The following is a 16,144-nucleotide window of genomic DNA, read 5'->3' on the forward strand; positions in this document are numbered from 1 at the left end:
TGGAAATGATCTGTCGTTGACTCGGGTATCACCTCTGTGTTTCTGCGGTTCTCGGTGGTTTCAATAACCGCTCGGGCGCGTCGGCGAAGAGATGGGGCGGCAACTCGGTGTAGTACATCGCCGCCGGGTCGATGCCCTGAGCGTCGAGTCTCTCAAGGTAGCGGCGGGTGTGCGGAAGGTCGGCTAGCCACGGCAACACGATGAGCCAGATGCCGGCGATCACGACCGTGACCACGACCAATTTTCGATACGCGCGTGGAAGGATCATTCGTCGCCCGCCGTCTTTTCATAGATGGGCAGGTGCCGATAGTAGACTTCGAGATTGAGCAGATTCATGGCGGAAACGTAAAGCCGGCCACCGTGGGGTGACCAGCGATCGGGAACCGGAAATTCGGGGTCCCAACTGCCCGCTTGCGGCCCACGCTTGATCTGGCTGTCGATCAAAACGGGGGTTAAATATCCGCTCCACTTTTCCCAATAGTCGCCGCCCATGTGAAACATGACCTGGGTGGCGTAGTACCAATAATACGTGTCTCGGAGCGGTTCTCGGCGAGTACCAATCCGCGGCGGGTATTCCAAAATGTAGTCCGCCGCTGACTGCATGTCAGGATTCTCGCGGCTCCATCCCGAATACATCCGCATCAAAATACCGACCGACGTCATCGTAGGCGTGGGCAGACGTCCATGGGCTTGCTGTGGAGTGTTGGGCGCGAAGGGGTTGTAGACGTAGCGATCGAGATGTGTGGCACTGAGCTTGGCGAGACTCAGCCAACGATCGATCCCCTCGTAGACTTCAGGAGGAACATCCAAACCGGACAGTTCACCGCTCTTGACGGCCATCATCATCCATCCGGTCACGGACGTATCGCTGCTGACCTGGGGCGTGTACCGCCAGCCACCGCGGCGTCGGTGCTGAGTTCCCGCGATGTAGTTGATGCACCGCTGTGCCGGCTCTTTCAATTCGCGATCCTGAGTCATCCCATAGGCTTCGCATAGTGCCAACGACGCGATGCCGTGAGAATAGAAAGCGACGTTTTGGTTGCTGATGGGGTCTTCAAGGCGATACAAATCACCATTGGACTTTTGGTGCTTGAGCAGGAACTTCAGTCCCTTGGCAACGACAGCAGCGTATTGATGTTGTCGATGGGTGTATCCGGCCCCCTGAAAGGCGAGCAAGCACATCCCCGTGGCCGCCGTATCGCTGCGCAAGACCACCTCTTCGCCGTGCCCCTGCAGCGACCAACTGCCATCCTCCCTTTGCGTGGAGGCGAGGTATGCCAGGCCTAGTTCGATCGCTTCTTCCGTCTCGGGACCGACCATGCCCGCCGGGGCGGGCGCCGCGCCCCCATTGGTGCGTTGAACACGGCGATTGAACTCCTCGACCGCGGCAATCGAAGTGCCAGCCGGCGTGATGGGACCACCCACGTCGCGGCGTTCACGCCGCTCTCGGGTCAGATCCATCGAGGTCATATCGCTCGGTTCGTCCGACGGTAACATGCCTGCTTTCTCAGCGAGGTGCCGGGAGAGCCCCACGTTGCCGTCAGGCGCCATGAGATCGAAAACCGGTTGGGAGGTAGCGGACAAATCCGGCATGCCGTCGGCTTCGCCGCGCGCCGAGCGTTGCAATTGCGTGTTGCTGACGGCGCGATCGGCGACATCATCGGACTGCCGTCCCGCGTCACCGGACGAATCTTCCGCCTCGGCGAGCAGCTGAGCGATCGCACCGACGTTGGGGGCGTCGCCCGCGGCTTGACCTTGGCCTGAGCGGCCGCGACGACGCGTCGAGCGGGGCCGGCTGAACTCCTGCATCTCCACCGCTGGCCCGGGCAATCCCGCCATCGACGCCATTTCGCTGCGTTGCGGCAGGTTGCCAGCAGTGTCCTCTCGCCGCGCCATCACCGCCGGTACCGACGAGTCAGACGAGGCGGCCGACAACTGGGCACCGACGGCGTCGGTGCGACGCCGAATGGGCGTATCCATTGGAGCAACCAGGCGTTCAGCCCCGACGTCGAGCCTAGCGATCGAGACGGTCGGAGGGGCGGGAGCCGATCCCGCGGGAGGAGCCTGTTTGGGTTGACGCCGTTGGCTACGTTCACGCGCAAATCCCGACGTACCGACCTGCGGCATCGCCTCGGCGAGCTTGCGGATTGCGGGGGCGGGCGAGGGTATCGTATCCATCTGCGGCAGGTCCGGTGCGGCCGCCGCCATCGCAACGGCAGGGCTGGGTCGCTCCTGCGCCGATCGACTCGCGGTGGTGGACTTCTCCGCTTTGGCAATATTGTCGTGAGGCACTGACGTGATCTCCACGGTCGGCGCCTGCGGTGACGCTTCGGTGGGCCTGGTGGGTGCCTCTCGCTCGACACGTTGGCGGGCAAGCTTCGAGGGCGCCTCGGAAGGCCTGGGTTTCGACGCTGCGGGTTCAGGCCGCTCCATCAAAAATTCCTGCGGAGCCGGTTTCGGCTGCTCGCTCGGACGCGGCATTTCAAGTTGCGGTGCCGAACGAGCCAACGGCGGCAACTGACGTTCCTCACGCGGCACGACGGGCGACGTGGTTTCGGCGTCAACAGGCTGGGACCAATCCGGCGTGACCGCTTCGGTCTCCTCGGGCGTCTTAAAAAGATACTCGGGAACCGTTTTGCGAATCGGTGAACGCTCGGGCTTCACGCCCGCGAACGCCTCGGGGAAGTAATGCGGGAAGATCACTAATTGCACCGCCAAGATCAGCAACAAAAGATGCACGATCGTGCTAAAGAGGAACCCGACCTGGATCGACTTCTTGACGAACTGCGACGCGATAAAATGCAACCCGATCGACAAGACAATCGTGATCAGCGGGACAGCGATGAGATACGTCCAGCGATTGTGGAGAACACGCGGATCCTCGAACGACAGATATCTCCACACCATATACAGCACCAGACCGGCCAGTGCGGCCATACCAACATCCAACGGCCACATCGGCTCGCTGACTTCGTCCTCGTCCTCGTCAATAAGGAAGCCAGGACTATGCGGCGACGATGAGTCGGGATAGTGCGGTACGGGATCGTTGGGGAGCACGGCGTTTCTAATACGTATTCGAGAAGAGGTCTGACCCTCTCGAGTAATCGGTGAGAAAATGTCAGTTCATCGTGGCAACAAAAGGGCGTGTGGCTACAAACGGGGCAACCCCCGATGCCAATACGCTCTTAGCCGCGGGGCAGATCCTTCGTCGTGACGGAATAATCACTCACACCCGTCCGATTACAGATATCCATGACGTTGACCACAGGCTGGAAACTCGTCGCTTGATCGGCGCGGATCACAACGGTTTGGTTCGTTGGATTACTCGCCACCGCCTTTTTCAGCAATGCTTCAAAATCATCCAAGGAAGTCGCTTCGCCGCGTAAATACACTTTTCCAGCCCTGTCGAGATCCACCACAATTTCGCGGGGCTTGCTCGTCATCGGAACGGCGCTGGTCGCCGACGGCAAGACAATATCCAGCCGTCGTTCTTCGTCTTCAAATTCACTCGTGACGAGAAAGAAGATTAACAACAGGAACACAACGTCGATCAGCGGCGTCAAGCTGAGCGTCCCGGCAATGTTCGATTTTTTCAGTTCGATGGCCATCGACGGCTACCTTAAGATGGTGAGGCGACCGGTGGCGGCGTGGGCTTACTGCCCTTGGCACGCGATTTCGGTTGCGGTGGGGGGCTCGCACTCAGCGGCGGCGGCGTGCCTTCGATGGGCCGCAGGTGCCCGTTGTAATCCATTCGCGATCGGCCCACGAATCGCGTGAGTCCCGGTGCCACACCGAACGCCAGCTCCTCGATGCGATGGAACAATTTCGCAATCCGATTTTCCAGATACTGTGCAAAGATGGCGGCTGGTATCGCGACAATCAATCCTGCCAGCGTGGTCACCAGGGCCGTATAAATCCCCTCGGACAACTGCTCGCTACGACTGCGATCGGCCGTCAACGTACTCGACTCGTGGAACGCAACAATCATGCCCCATACGGTACCGAGCAGGCCCATCAAAGGGGTCGCGGCCGCAGCGAGCGTGAGCCAGCGTACGGGCGCGGCACAACGATCGGCCTCACGCTGAATCGTCTCACTCGCTGTGCGTTCAATTTCGCCGAGGGGTTGCCCCGTCCGCATCAACATCGCGGTGATCACACGGCCTGCCGGAGAACGGTACTGATGACAGATCTCCCAAGCCTGCGAGGGCGAAAAGTGATCCGATGTCGCTGATAACTCGGCGAGCTGCCGCGTCAATCTTTTGGGAACGATCTTGCTCGTTCGCAACGACAGGGTTCGCTCCACAGTGAGCGTGACGACGAGCATGCTCATCAAACCAATCGGCGCCATGAACCAACCGCCCCGTGTGATCAGCGAGTAGAGGTCAATCCCCGACGGGCCCTCGCTGCTGTCACTCGCAACCACCTGGGGTGCGTCGCTCATCACCGACTCGATGTCGGCGGCGTCCACGATGCCAACGTCCTGATCGGCATCGGTCGCTTGCGCAGCCACCGACGAAGACACGAGCATCGGAAACGATGCTGCACCGATGAACCATCCAATCATCGCCAGGGTGAGCACGTGCCCCCAGCGTCGGGCCACGCGAAATCGCTGTGCAGAATTTTGATCGAGCGAAAACAAACGCATACCTGAACTTTCAGTTTCGACGCGGGTTCATAGGAAGACTCAATCTTAGCAACCGACCTACCGAATTGTCGAACGGGTTAACCAACTCCCGTCGCTCCAAAACCTGCAAATGTCGATGTAGCGAAGATAGCGAAAACAGGGGGTCACCTGAGGAGCTATTTCTTGAGCGTCTGCAATCGCTCTTGTGACTTGGCTGCTAATTCATGCTCGCCGTGCCGATCGACGACGTATTGGTAAAACCGCACCGCAAAACCACGAGCTTTCGCACGGGCAGCGTCCGTCTTGGCAACATCGACCAAGGACTCGGCGCATCGACCGGCCTCAAAACCACTCTTCGCCTGCCAGTTCTTGATGCCCTCGGACGCCTGCTCCGCTCCGAATCCATACATCACTCGCTGGAACTCCGGAATCGCTTTGGCGTACTGCTTTTGAGCGAAATAAATCTCACCCATCATGAATCGAGCACGGGCCGCCAGCTCGTTGCGATACCGGTCGGCCACTTCGCCATACAACCGCAACGCTTGCTCCTCGTTTCCGGCTTGCTGATAGGCAAACCCGGACTCATAGAAAACCTGGGGAAGATAGGTCGTAGCGGGAAATCGCTGACGCAGTTCATCGTACCAGTCGATCGCAGTCGTCCACTGCTTGAGTTGCGCTGCACTTTGCCCTCCGTGCAGCAGCGTCAACTCACGGACTTGCCGTTCGGCTTCATCGCGTACCGTTTTCGCAGAGTCGTTGTCAGCGATAATTTTTTCGCGTGCCTTCTCGTATGCTTTCAGCGCCGACTCGAACTGGCTTTGTTTGAACCGTGATTCGCCGATCATCATCATGGCATCGAGGCTCAGTGGGCCGCTCGGTACATCGTGAGACTGTCGCACAAACGCAGCCTCGGCACCCGGATAGTCGGCCTCCTTGAACAGCGACCAGCCTAGCCGATAGAGAGATTTCTCCAGGAGGTCGTCGTCCGCTTGGCCCTCTTGCGAGCCTGACGCGGCGGCGGTCTGAAACGATTTCGCAGCATCGGACCATTGCTCATTCTTGTACTGGTTTTGGCCGACGAAGTACGCTGCTTCGCGGACCATGTCGTTGTCTGGGTACTCTGCCATTAAGGTTTGGAACCGCTTGATCGCCTCATCCGTCTGACCGGATTCCTTGAGTGACCAACCGAGTTCATAGAGCACCTTGTCCATGTCAGCATATTCGGGGACTTGATTGACCAGTTCACTCAATCTTTCCGCAGCCTGCGCGGGCTGGTTTTGCTTTTGTCGCACCAGCGCCAGTTCATACAACGCGTGGCCGAGCCGGGTGCCTGTGGGATCGGTGCCGAGAAAACGCACCAGATCGCTGGCCGCCGGATCGTATTGATTTAAATTGCGCAAACTGATGGCGCGTGCCAACAGTGCATCGTCGAGAATCGGGTGCGCTGGGTATTCCTGGATCACCTTGCTGAGAGTCTCAGCCGCCTTCGCGTAATCCTGCAGCGACATCTGCGCCCAACCTTTGCCATAGAGAGCAAAAGGATGCAGGGCGGGATCGCGTCCGGACTCAATCACGGGATCAAATTGCTCGATCGCGGCGGCGTAGTCACCATCGTCGCTGGCGAGTTGTCCGAGTTTGTACCGTGCTTGGTCAGCCGCTCTCGACTGCGGCGACGTGCTGATCAATTCACGCCAGCTCGCCGCGGCAGCGTCCCGGTCACCGGTTTCCAACTTTGCTTGCCCCGCCAACAGCAGAGCTTCGTCACCGCCTGCATGGTCGGGGTCGGCGGCGCGGCTGGCCTGAAATGATTTTGCGGCCGCTGCCGCATCACCGGTCTGCAACTGCGATTGCCCGACCAACAAGAACGCCTGCGCCCGCTCGCTCGGTTTTTGAATCGAGTCCAGCTCCGCCTCGATCAGCTTCACAACCGCCGCGGGTTGGTCAGCGGCTTGCAGCGCAGTCGCGGCCCGAACAATCCACTGGGTCCTTTGACGGTTTTCACGGTAGGCCGCATTCTCTAGGAGATGTTGATATTCCTGCGCCGCCTCAGCAGCGTTACCGGCAAGCAGCTTCGCTTCGGCACCGACGAATGCAGCGTCGGGTGCGAGCGGATTGCCGGCGTGCCGTTTCGCGAAGTCACCGGCGAGCTGCTCGGCCCGCTCGTGACGTCCGAGTTGCAGGGCGGTGTAGGCGGCCAAGTAGATCGCACGGGGAGCCAGCGGCGAGTCGGGATGTTCGATGGCAACTTTCTCAAAGGCTGCAATCGCATCGCCCAGTCGATCTTGTTGGAACGAGAGTGCTTCGGCGGCATCGAGCTGCAATGCGACCGCATACTCACCCTGCGCACCCTGCTCCAATTGCTGCGCTGCCACCCGATACGCCGACTCGGCGGCGGCTTTCATCTCCGGCGAATCCGCTGGTGAACTCGCGGCCTGAGCAATGTCAATCCGAGCGAGCCAATGGGCCGCCTCGGTCGCGGCAACCGGACTCTCGGCCGCGAGAACCATCCGAAACGAATCGGCTGACTTCGACATCTCGCCGACTTGATAGAGCGACTGGGCGAAGGCTAAGCGCGACGCCGCTGCAAAACGCGAATCGGGGTATTTCTCAAGCAGCTGTTGGTACTGCTTCGCCGCCTCGACCGGCTTGTTTCGCTTCGCCTGGCAGAACGCTTGGCGGAAGATCGCGAGTGCTCGATCGTCGTCCGTGGCCAGCCCCGTGGATTCATCGACCACTTTTTGTAACAGTGAGATCGCGTCGCTGTAACGTTCGTCGAGGATCTGCAAATCAGCGAGCCGCAACTGCACATCAACAACGAGGTCGGACTCAACGCAAGCCTGAAGAAGCTGTTCATAGGACTTCGCCGCCGCTTCGTTCTCGTTGGCTTCTTCCTGTGCAATCCCACAGGCGTACAAGGCGTCACAGCGCAGCGGCGATTTGGCAGCGTTCTCCAGCTGCAACAGCTTGCTGTAAAATTCGATCGCCGGTTTCAACTCGCCAAGTGCGTAGGCCGACTCACCACTATAAAAGTAAGCGTTCTCGCGATACTTCGAGTCTGGATTCTCCTTCAGCAACTGCTCGTAGACCTTCAACGACTCCTGCAGCAATGCCGTGTCCGGTTCACCGCCCTTCATCGCGGCGGCGTATAAGCACCAAGCTCGATTGGACAAGCTCTCTTCACGGAGTTCGTAGTCCTGCGTCTTGAGCGCGATCCCGAACGCCGCTGCCGCTTTGGTAAAATTCGGCGGATCGGCGCTCATGTAGCAGACACCGAGGTAATGAGCCGCTTTGGGAGCGAGTTTGTCCTGCGGAAACTTTTTGAGGAACTCGATCCAACTCTCAATCGCCAGGTCGATCGCGCCGTTGGTCTGAAAGTTAGCCGCGTCGGCGTAGATCGCTAGCGCGGCCGCATCGGATTGAGCCCCCGCGCCACCCTTGTCTTGAGCAACCACAGGGGACGGAGCCAACAACAGGGCGACCGTCAGAATGATGAACGATAGCGGTCGATTGAGCGTCATGCGTCGATAGCTCATACAAAGTGAGGATCGCCCGTGTGGGGCCTAGATACTTATCTTGTGTTCCCACCCCAGGGTGATGCCCTGGGCTGTCATCGGATGGTTCGGTGGCGCCGAACACCGCCTACCATCCGCTATCCTCGGACGCCTACGTAAGCCATCCGCAGCGCATGCAGGGCTTCGCGTAGCATCTTTGACTCATCATCGCTCAGGTTACCTTTGGTCTTCACTTCGAGCATTTCGATCATGTCGATGCTGTGTTTGGCCATCTGCTTGTCCACGCTGGTTTGCCCGTCAACCGGATTCGGCATCTGGCCCAACGCACTAATCGCTTGGGTAAACAACATCGAGACCAAAATCTCAAAACTAGGTGCCGGCAGCATTCGCGGCCCAGGAGCGCCACTGTCGGCAGGATCGCCAACTGCTGAGGTCTCTGGCTCTAGCCCCAGATCGCTCGCCCCTGAACCCTCCACTTCTGAACCCTCCACTTCTGAGTTTTGGGCTTCCTCCTCTAGACTCTTCACCACGGCAGCGGCCTTTTCTTTTTCGACCTGCTCCTTCCAATCGGAATCGACAATGATCTTGGGAGCGGCGTCGGTGTCCGTCTCTTTTTCGTTCTGGTTGGGTGCGTCTGACATTTTAGCTTGATACCTCTGCAGCGTGAACTTCGACTTCGTCAGCTACTCGCTTTTGACGCCGGTGAATCGCAGCGGCGATAAAGTCTGCGAACAGCGGATGAGCAGCTAACGGTTTACTCTTGAATTCAGGGTGGAACTGGGCCGCGACGAACCAGGGATGCGACGGGAGCTCAACAATTTCGATCAACCCACCATCGGGGCTCTTGCCGGAAAACTGCATGCCTGCAGCTTCGAAAGACTCGCGGTATTTATTATTGAATTCGTATCGGTGGCGGTGTCGTTCGGCAATCGCCTCGACGCCATACGCCGCATAAGCATGGGAACCTGGAGTGAGTCTCGCGGGTTGGCTGCCCAGCCGCATCGTGCCGCCGAGTTGGGTCACGTTTTGCTGTTCATCGAGCAGACAGATCACGGGAGAATCAGAGTCTTTATCAAACTCCGACGAGTGCGCCCCGGTAAGCCCCATCATGTGGCGTGCATATTCGATCACGGCGAGTTGCATGCCGAGACAGATACCGAAGAACGGGATACCGCGTTCGCGTGCGAACTGAATCGCCTGAATCTTGCCTTCCACACCCCGTTCGCCAAACCCGCCGGGTACCAAGATGCCGTGGTAACCGGACAACAATCGCTCGGCGCCTTCACGCTCAATTTCGCTGCTCTGGATTCGTCCGATCCGAATTTGAGCGTCGTGCTGCATCCCAGCGTGATCGATCGATTCATAGATCGACTTGTACGCGTCCTTGTGTTCGGCGTACTTGCCCACGACCGCAATTGCGAGCTCGTGCTTCGGGTTACGCAGTCGGTGCAGCAGATCGGTCCACGGGGTGATGTCGAGATTCCCGGCCGTCAAGCCGAGCTTTTGAACGACCAGTTCGTCCATTTTGTTCTCGACCAACGAAATCGGGACTTCATAGATCGAGAAGTCCTTGTCCTTTTCCTCGATCACGGCCTCGGTTTTCACATTGCAAAACAATGCGATTTTTTCGCGATCGTCGCGGCTCATACTGCGTTCGCAGCGGCATACTAAAATGTCTGGCTGGATACCGATCTCGCGGAGCTGGCCGACCGAGTGCTGGGTAGGCTTCGTCTTCACCTCATCGGCGGCTTTCAAGTACGGCACGAGCGTCAGGTGCATGTACAAGCAGTTTTCTCGGCCCACGTCGAGCGAGAATTGCCGGATTGCTTCGAGGAACGGCAGGCTCTCGATGTCACCGACGGTACCGCCAATCTCAGTGATCACGACGTCGACATCGTCGCCGCCCATGCGTTTGATAACGCGTTTGATCTCATTGGTGATGTGCGGGATGACCTGGACGGTCTTACCGAGAAATTGGCCTTTGCGTTCTTTCTCGATCACCGACAGATAAATCTGCCCGGTGGTGTAGTTGCAATCGCGATCGAGTTTCCCCGATGTGAATCGCTCGTAGTGGCCGAGATCGAGGTCGGTTTCCGAACCGTCGTCGAGCACGTACACCTCGCCGTGCTGGTACGGGCTCATCGTGCCGGGGTCGACATTGATGTACGGATCGAGCTTTTGCATGCGGACGCGGAGGCCCCGGCTTTCGAGCAACATGCCGATTGAGGCGCTGGTGAGCCCCTTGCCGAGAGAACTAACGACGCCGCCGGTAACGAAGATGTGTTTGGTCATGGGAGCTGATGATACCGGACAACTGGAAACGCGAAAGTCTCATTGTCCTCCATACCACACACCTCGCAACCACTGGTGCCGTCGCAATCGTTGCAAAGCCTGCGGTGTGAAATCGGGCAACCCTGCCGACGCCACATTGGCGGCAACTTGCTGCGGGTCACGCATCCCCACAATCACAGTGCTGACGGCTTCATGGGAGCCCGAAAACTTGATCGCCGCGGCCGGCAAGGAATAATCCTCGGCAAGTTCGAGTTCCTCGAGATCTGCGGCAATTTCTTGAACTCGGGCCGCGGTCCGCTGCATCCGATCGCCGCCGAAGTAGGTGCTGCGGAAGTCATCCGCAGGAAACTGGTGATCGGCAGCGTATTTCCCGGTCAACCCGCCCTCGTCGAGCGACACACGCACGATCACCCCCGTGCCAGTTTCCGCTGCGACGGGCAGTATCTGTGCGGCGGGCTCCTGCTCAAATAAATTAAAAATCACCTGCACGACATCCACCAGCCCGTCCCGCATCAGCTGGACGACGCAGTTCTGGTCCTGTTCGGGGGTACAGATCCCGATTTTGCGAATTTTGCCTTCTTCCCGTAATTTCTGCAGCACGAGTAGCGGCTGCGGGTCATCGTTCCACGCCCGTGTCCACGTGTGCAACTGCAGCAGGTCGAGACAATCCGTCCGGAGATTCCGCAGTCGTTCTTCGACGTTGGCGCGGATATAGGCCGCCGAAAAACGATCTTGCCAACGGCAGTAGGGACTCGGCGGCCACGGCCCCGCACTGGGAGGGGTTTTCGTCGCCACATGAATCGTCTCGCGCACCATCGGCGGTAAATTCGCCAACATCGTCGCGATCACGTTCTCGCTGCGTCCGTCGCCGTACCCAGGGGCCGTATCAATAAAATTCACCCCCGACTCGATCGCTTTTTCCAAAGCCGCGACGGACTGCGAATCATCTTGCACGCCCCACTGGCCACCGAGCGCCCAGCCACCGAAGCCGACTACTGAAACCGGAAATCCATCGCGGCCAAGCTTGTTTTGAGGGAGCGAATTCTTCAGTGGAGCGGCTGTCATGGCAGTTGAGCAGGTGAATTTGGACGAGTGGATACCGAAAACAATAAGCTAACGATTGCCGACCCGCAGGCACAGTCCTCTGTGCCTGAACAGGAAATACGGTGCCCTGCGCAGCGAGATCGTCGACGCGGCCGGTCTGAAATGGTGTCGAGCTGTCGATATTTTGGAATCGAGATGGTTTCATTCTCGCCACCCTGGTAGATACTCGAATGATCCGAAGGGCCCGCCAAGCCTATTGGGGCGATTCAGTTGCCTACCGAGGACCTCACCCGAGCACGGGCTTGCACAGCACATCAAAACACCACGGATCATCCTTTTTCGGTTTTCTAGATTGCCCTGGCAGTCCTGCCCCTGCGTCATATTGGCGATCTGAGTCGCAAGAGAACCGAAAAACCTTGCTTCCACCCTGGCGGGCGGACTGCTACGCTTGGGGGCCGACTGCCTGAGTGCGTTGACTGGCTTTGCATGCCCCACCAATTCCAACTCCCCGTCCGCTGAAGACTCACGTGCCATACGCTCAAATCGGTCCCATCGCTGTACATTTGCCGCCCCGGGTAGAAGACAACGAAAGTCTGAAGAAGCAGTTCCCTAGCTGGGATCTGGATCTGATTGCGGAAAAGACAGGGATCCAACAAAGACATATTGCCGATCCGGGCGTCACCGCGGCAGACCTGGCCGTGACGGCCGCCACGGAATTGTTCGAACGCGAGTCGATCGATCCGGCGAGCATCGACTTTGTCCTGCTCTGCACACAGACACCGGATTACCCACTGCCCACGACCGCGTGCCTGTTGCAGGATCGCCTGGGGTTGTCCACCCGCTGCGGGGCCGTCGATTTCAACCTGGGCTGCAGCGGATTTGTCTACGGACTGGGAATCGCTGATGGTCTGATGCAGAGTGGATTGGCCAAGCGGGTGCTGCTATTGACCGCTGAAACCTATAGTAAATACATCGATCCAGACGACCGCAGCCTCCGCACCATCTTCGGAGACGCCGCCGCAGCGACGTTATTGACAGCGGCCGACACCCCAAGTTTGTGGGGGTTCCAATTTGGTAGTGATGGCAGCGGTGCGGACATGTTGATCGTTGGCGATGGCGGGGCGAGGCCGCCTGAAGACGCTATCCCACCCCGGCATCGAAAACGCTGGAAAAGCCGCTTGTACATGGATGGGCCGAGCCTCATCGGGTTCACCGTCGAAGCCATTCCACGACTGGTCGACGAAATCCTGGAAGCCAACTCCCTCTGTGACGCCGACGTGCATCGCTATCTGATGCATCAAGCGACCTGGAAAATGCTCGAACAGCTCCGCCTGCGGATGAATGTTTCCGAGGAAAGGCTGCCAATCGACTTGGCGGATATTGGCAACACGGTATCGTGTACCTTGCCAATCCTGATCGATCGGCTGCGCCGCCGTGGTGAGCTGAGCGGAATCGATACGAACATGCTCGTCGGGTTCGGCGTTGGACTGTCGTGGGCAGGCTGTTTGTGGCGTGATGATTGGATTGGCGACCACCCAATCGCTTAACTCAGTAGCGGGGACACACATCGATGACAATCAAAACGCAAAACTGCACCGGCAGTTTCCTCGTCGCGTCGCCCTACCTCACCGACGGGCATTTTTTTCGCTCGGTTGTGTTCATCATTCGTCATACCAATGAGGGTGCCTTTGGGGTCGTGATCAACCGCAGCACATCGAAACGCTTCAGCGAAGTGGTGGAAATGTCCAGCCCATCGTGGCAATCCAAGCCGGTGAAGCAGCCCGGCAGTGAAACCGCCGACGCTGCCGAAACGCTGCCCCCGGGCGACCTACCGGCCCCGCCGCGAGACCAAATTTTCCTGGGTGGTCCCGTCGAAGGTCCACTCCTGGCGCTCCACGAGGTCGCCGGCATCGGTGAACCCTGTGGCGATTTGAGCGTCGGCGATATCAATAAGCTGGCCGCCGAAGATCCCGCCGGCACCCAAACGACCGTGCATGACCATCCGGCCGAAGCATGGGGCTCGATGTCGATTCAGTGGAGCGATGTTCCCGCCTGGATGACAGCGGATGAGGATCACCTGCGAATCCTGGCTCGCCGTGACGATACCCGCCTGAAATTCATCGTCGGTTACTCCGGCTGGGGCGCCGGCCAACTCGAGCTTGAACTCGACGCGGGAGGCTGGTTGGTCACGGCCGCTGACTCCGATTCGATCTTCGATCGCTCCGATGAAGTCTGGGAAAAACTCGTTCATCGCTGTGGCCATGCCATTCTCAAGGACTTGCGTCCTGATCTCTCAATGCCAGACGAGGACGTCGGATTTGATCCCGGCGTGAATTAGCAATCGCCCATGGCACGTTATGTGATCGGCGATGTTCATGGGTGCGCCAAAGCACTGCGCTCGTTATCCACCGCGTTAAAGCTCGGATCGAATGACGAAGTTGTTTTCATGGGCGATTACGTGGATCGAGGACCAAACTCGCGGAATGTTGTTGAGCAGTTGATCGAACTCAGCCAACAGTGCCATGTGATCGCCCTGCGGGGCAACCACGAGGTCATGCTACAGTCCGTTGTGACGCACGGACGCGATGATGAAATCTGGATGCGCAGCGGTGGCAAGGCAACGGTGGTGAGTTACGGTGGCTCAATCACGAAAATCCCATCGTCGCATCTCGACTTCCTTCACGATTTACTGCGTTGTCATGAAACCGAGCAAGAAATTTTTGTTCACGCCATGTACGATCCGCAGCAGAGTATCGCCGCACAGAATGACGAACTGACGTACTGGACCCACCTACCCGACCCGCTGCCAGAGCCGCACGCCAGCGGGAAACGCATTTATGTTGGTCACACCCCGCAACCCCGAGGGGACATACTGTGGCGAACCCATCTGGTCGGCGTTGACACCTACTGTTTCGGTGGTGGTTATTTGAGTGCCGTGGATCTTGAAACGGGAGCCGTCACCCAGGCTGACCGACACGGCCACATTCGCCGTGTTCCCATCGAACGGGCATTGCATGCGTTGGCACGCTGGGGATGCTGGCTACGCGGCCGATGAAGATTACCCGCCGACGGATGCTCCCGTCGTGGTACAAACGAAGCGACCGCGAATGAATCACCCGAGTCGCGACGTTCGCCCAACGTGGATCCTCCCGTCTGGCGGCACGGGCGGCATTCGACTCGAAGCGTTTGACTGCATCGCTGTCGCTGAGCCGCGTCCCTCGCCAGCCGATGGGTGGAGCGGGCAAAACGCCGCTCGCTGTCGCAGGGGGTCGCTATTGAGCCTTCAATCGGGCAATCAGTTTCTCCGGTGCATCGTGCGAATACTCGATATCTTCGGATAATTTCTCAGCTAGCGTTTTGACCTGAACCTTCCCACTCGCCCATTCGTCGCCACCGGCAATGAGGGCATAGGCAAAGCCGTGAGAGTCAGCATACTTGAGCTGCGCCTTCAACTTCCGAGGCTCAGGGTAGACCTCCGTGCCGATCCCACCGCGGCGCAGGTTGGTAGCCAGTCGCAGATAATCGTCGCGGCGATCTTTATCGAAATAGGGAATGAAGACCGGACAGGGTTTGCTCGTCGATGACAGTCGCTGCAGCGTTTCGAGCGCCGCGAGCAAACGGTCGAGTCCTAGCGACGCGCCAATCCCCGGTAAATGCTCTTTCGTGTACAGGCCGGCGAGGTTGTCGTATCGACCACCACTGCAAACACTGCCGATCGAGGGCAGTTCATCGAGTGTCGTTTCAAAAATCACGCCGGTGTAGTAGTCCAGTCCACGGGCGATCGAAACATCGATTTTCATGCGGTCGGGAGAGACGCCTGACGCGAGGGCCCCCTCATAGATGTCACGTAACCGCGCCGCGCCCGCGTTAGCGGTCGGGTTGTCACCGATGATTTCGGGCAATTTGGCAAACACTTCGTCCGCGGCACCATCGCACTCAGCAAGTCGCAGCACCTGATCGGCTTGCAGGGCCGTGATGCCGGCAGCATCGACCATTTGAGTGGCCGTCGCTTCACGGCCGATCTTCCCGAGTTTGTCGAGGCTGCGAAGAATCGGCGTCGTTTTATCGGCGAGGCCGAGCGATTCGAGCAAACCACTCAGAATGGCCCGGTTGTTGATGCTGATGGTGAACGCTTCGATCCCGATCGCCCGCAGGAGCGAATCAATGACCGTAACCGCTTCGATGTCCGCGAGCACGGACTCCGTTCCGATGGTATCGAAGTCACACTGATAAAACTCTCGATATCGTCCCGCCTGAGGATTTTCGCCACGCCACACCGGGGCGATTTGGTAGCGTTTGAATGGCGTCCCGAGTTGTCCGATGTGCTGGGCGGCGAATCTCGCCAACGGCACGGTGAGGTCGAACCGCATCCCCACGGGGCGTTTGCCTGCGTCGATAAACTGATAGAGCTGGCGATCGGTCTCCTCACTGCCTTTGCCCGTCAAGATTTCCAAGTGTTCCAGGGTCGGCGTATCAATGGGGGCGAACCCGAAACTACGAAACGTCTGTCGCGCCGTTTCCATGATTCGCTCGCGGGGGATCATTGCGGCGGGCAAGTAATCGCGGAACCCTTTGAGCGTCCGAGGTTGAATGAGAGCCATGAGATAGGGAGGGGTGAAGACAGGGAGAGTGGGAGCCAGGGAGAGGGAGCAGCCTATGTCACTTGAGCAAA

At 58.7% G+C, this 16,144-nt stretch carries 12 protein-coding genes; 3 read left to right on the top strand and 9 right to left on the bottom strand.

What is annotated here, in order from left to right:
- Positions 1 to 28: 28 nt before the first annotated feature.
- The 8 genes from SH410x_RS19050 to SH410x_RS19085 all read right to left on the bottom strand — a co-directional run bounded on the left by SH410x_RS19050 (position 29) and on the right by SH410x_RS19085 (position 11,493).
- The gene (locus SH410x_RS19050) at positions 29 to 268 is read right to left on the bottom strand and encodes a hypothetical protein (RefSeq protein ID WP_473669922.1); all 240 of its coding nucleotides are present in this window, start codon (positions 266 to 268) and stop codon (positions 29 to 31) included.
- Positions 265 to 2,958 carry a prenyltransferase/squalene oxidase repeat-containing protein gene (locus SH410x_RS19055; RefSeq protein WP_473677346.1) on the bottom strand — a complete coding sequence of 898 codons (2,694 nt, stop codon included), beginning with the start codon at positions 2,956 to 2,958 and terminating at the stop codon, positions 265 to 267. The genes SH410x_RS19050 and SH410x_RS19055 overlap by 4 nt, the downstream gene beginning before the upstream one ends.
- Positions 2,959 to 3,185: 227 nt before the next feature.
- The gene (locus tag SH410x_RS19060) at positions 3,186 to 3,608 is read right to left on the bottom strand and encodes an ExbD/TolR family protein (protein WP_473669924.1); all 423 of its coding nucleotides are present in this window, start codon (positions 3,606 to 3,608) and stop codon (positions 3,186 to 3,188) included.
- Positions 3,609 to 3,619: 11 nt separating this feature from the next.
- Entirely contained in the window at positions 3,620 to 4,645 is a 1,026-nt protein-coding gene (locus tag SH410x_RS19065) for a MotA/TolQ/ExbB proton channel family protein (protein WP_473669926.1), read from the bottom strand.
- Between the two features lie 155 nt (positions 4,646 to 4,800).
- Positions 4,801 to 8,142, bottom strand: a complete 3,342-nt coding sequence (locus SH410x_RS19070) for a tetratricopeptide repeat protein (RefSeq protein ID WP_473669928.1) — start codon at positions 8,140 to 8,142, stop codon at positions 4,801 to 4,803.
- A gap of 131 nt (positions 8,143 to 8,273) precedes the next feature.
- Positions 8,274 to 8,777, bottom strand: coding sequence for a DUF1844 domain-containing protein (locus SH410x_RS19075; protein WP_473669930.1), 504 nt, complete (start codon positions 8,775 to 8,777; stop codon positions 8,274 to 8,276).
- 1 nt (position 8,778) lies between these two features.
- Positions 8,779 to 10,428: a CTP synthase gene (pyrG, locus tag SH410x_RS19080; RefSeq protein WP_473669932.1), complete on the bottom strand. Its 1,650-nt coding sequence runs from the start codon at positions 10,426 to 10,428 to the stop codon at positions 8,779 to 8,781.
- Positions 10,429 to 10,467: 39 nt separating this feature from the next.
- Entirely contained in the window at positions 10,468 to 11,493 is a 1,026-nt protein-coding gene (locus SH410x_RS19085) for an aldo/keto reductase (RefSeq protein ID WP_473669934.1), read from the bottom strand.
- A 506-nt stretch (positions 11,494 to 11,999) separates the two neighbouring features.
- Between SH410x_RS19085 and SH410x_RS19090 the strand changes: the two genes are divergently transcribed.
- Genes SH410x_RS19090 through SH410x_RS19100 form a run of 3 tightly spaced genes read left to right on the top strand, consistent with a single transcriptional unit; the run spans position 12,000 to position 14,527 of the window.
- Entirely contained in the window at positions 12,000 to 13,019 is a 1,020-nt protein-coding gene (locus SH410x_RS19090) for a ketoacyl-ACP synthase III (protein WP_473669936.1), read from the top strand.
- Between the two features lie 29 nt (positions 13,020 to 13,048).
- Positions 13,049 to 13,810, top strand: coding sequence for a YqgE/AlgH family protein (locus SH410x_RS19095; RefSeq protein ID WP_473677347.1), 762 nt, complete (start codon positions 13,049 to 13,051; stop codon positions 13,808 to 13,810).
- Between the two features lie 9 nt (positions 13,811 to 13,819).
- Positions 13,820 to 14,527, top strand: a complete 708-nt coding sequence (locus SH410x_RS19100; RefSeq protein WP_473669938.1) for a metallophosphoesterase family protein — start codon at positions 13,820 to 13,822, stop codon at positions 14,525 to 14,527.
- A 217-nt stretch (positions 14,528 to 14,744) separates the two neighbouring features.
- Here SH410x_RS19100 and hisS read toward each other — a convergent pair whose 3' ends face one another.
- A complete protein-coding gene (gene hisS, locus SH410x_RS19105; protein ID WP_473669940.1) occupies positions 14,745 to 16,073 on the bottom strand; it encodes a histidine--tRNA ligase in 1,329 nt (442 codons plus the stop codon).
- Between the last annotated feature and the right edge of the window lie 71 nt (positions 16,074 to 16,144).

The organism is Rhodopirellula sp. SH410, assembly GCF_055811895.1.

Coding starts and splice junctions, on each gene's coding strand:
- SH410x_RS19050 (WP_473669922.1), bottom strand. CDS start 268: ATGATCCTTCCACGCGCGTATCGAAAATTGGTCGTGGTCACGGTCGTG.
- SH410x_RS19055 (WP_473677346.1), bottom strand. CDS start 2,958: ATGTGGCCGTTGGATGTTGGTATGGCCGCACTGGCCGGTCTGGTGCTG.
- SH410x_RS19060 (WP_473669924.1), bottom strand. CDS start 3,608: ATGGCCATCGAACTGAAAAAATCGAACATTGCCGGGACGCTCAGCTTG.
- SH410x_RS19065 (WP_473669926.1), bottom strand. CDS start 4,645: ATGCGTTTGTTTTCGCTCGATCAAAATTCTGCACAGCGATTTCGCGTG.
- SH410x_RS19070 (WP_473669928.1), bottom strand. CDS start 8,142: ATGACGCTCAATCGACCGCTATCGTTCATCATTCTGACGGTCGCCCTG.
- SH410x_RS19075 (WP_473669930.1), bottom strand. CDS start 8,777: ATGTCAGACGCACCCAACCAGAACGAAAAAGAGACGGACACCGACGCC.
- pyrG (WP_473669932.1), bottom strand. CDS start 10,428: ATGACCAAACACATCTTCGTTACCGGCGGCGTCGTTAGTTCTCTCGGC.
- SH410x_RS19085 (WP_473669934.1), bottom strand. CDS start 11,493: ATGACAGCCGCTCCACTGAAGAATTCGCTCCCTCAAAACAAGCTTGGC.
- SH410x_RS19100 (WP_473669938.1), top strand. CDS start 13,820: ATGGCACGTTATGTGATCGGCGATGTTCATGGGTGCGCCAAAGCACTG.
- hisS (WP_473669940.1), bottom strand. CDS start 16,073: ATGGCTCTCATTCAACCTCGGACGCTCAAAGGGTTCCGCGATTACTTG.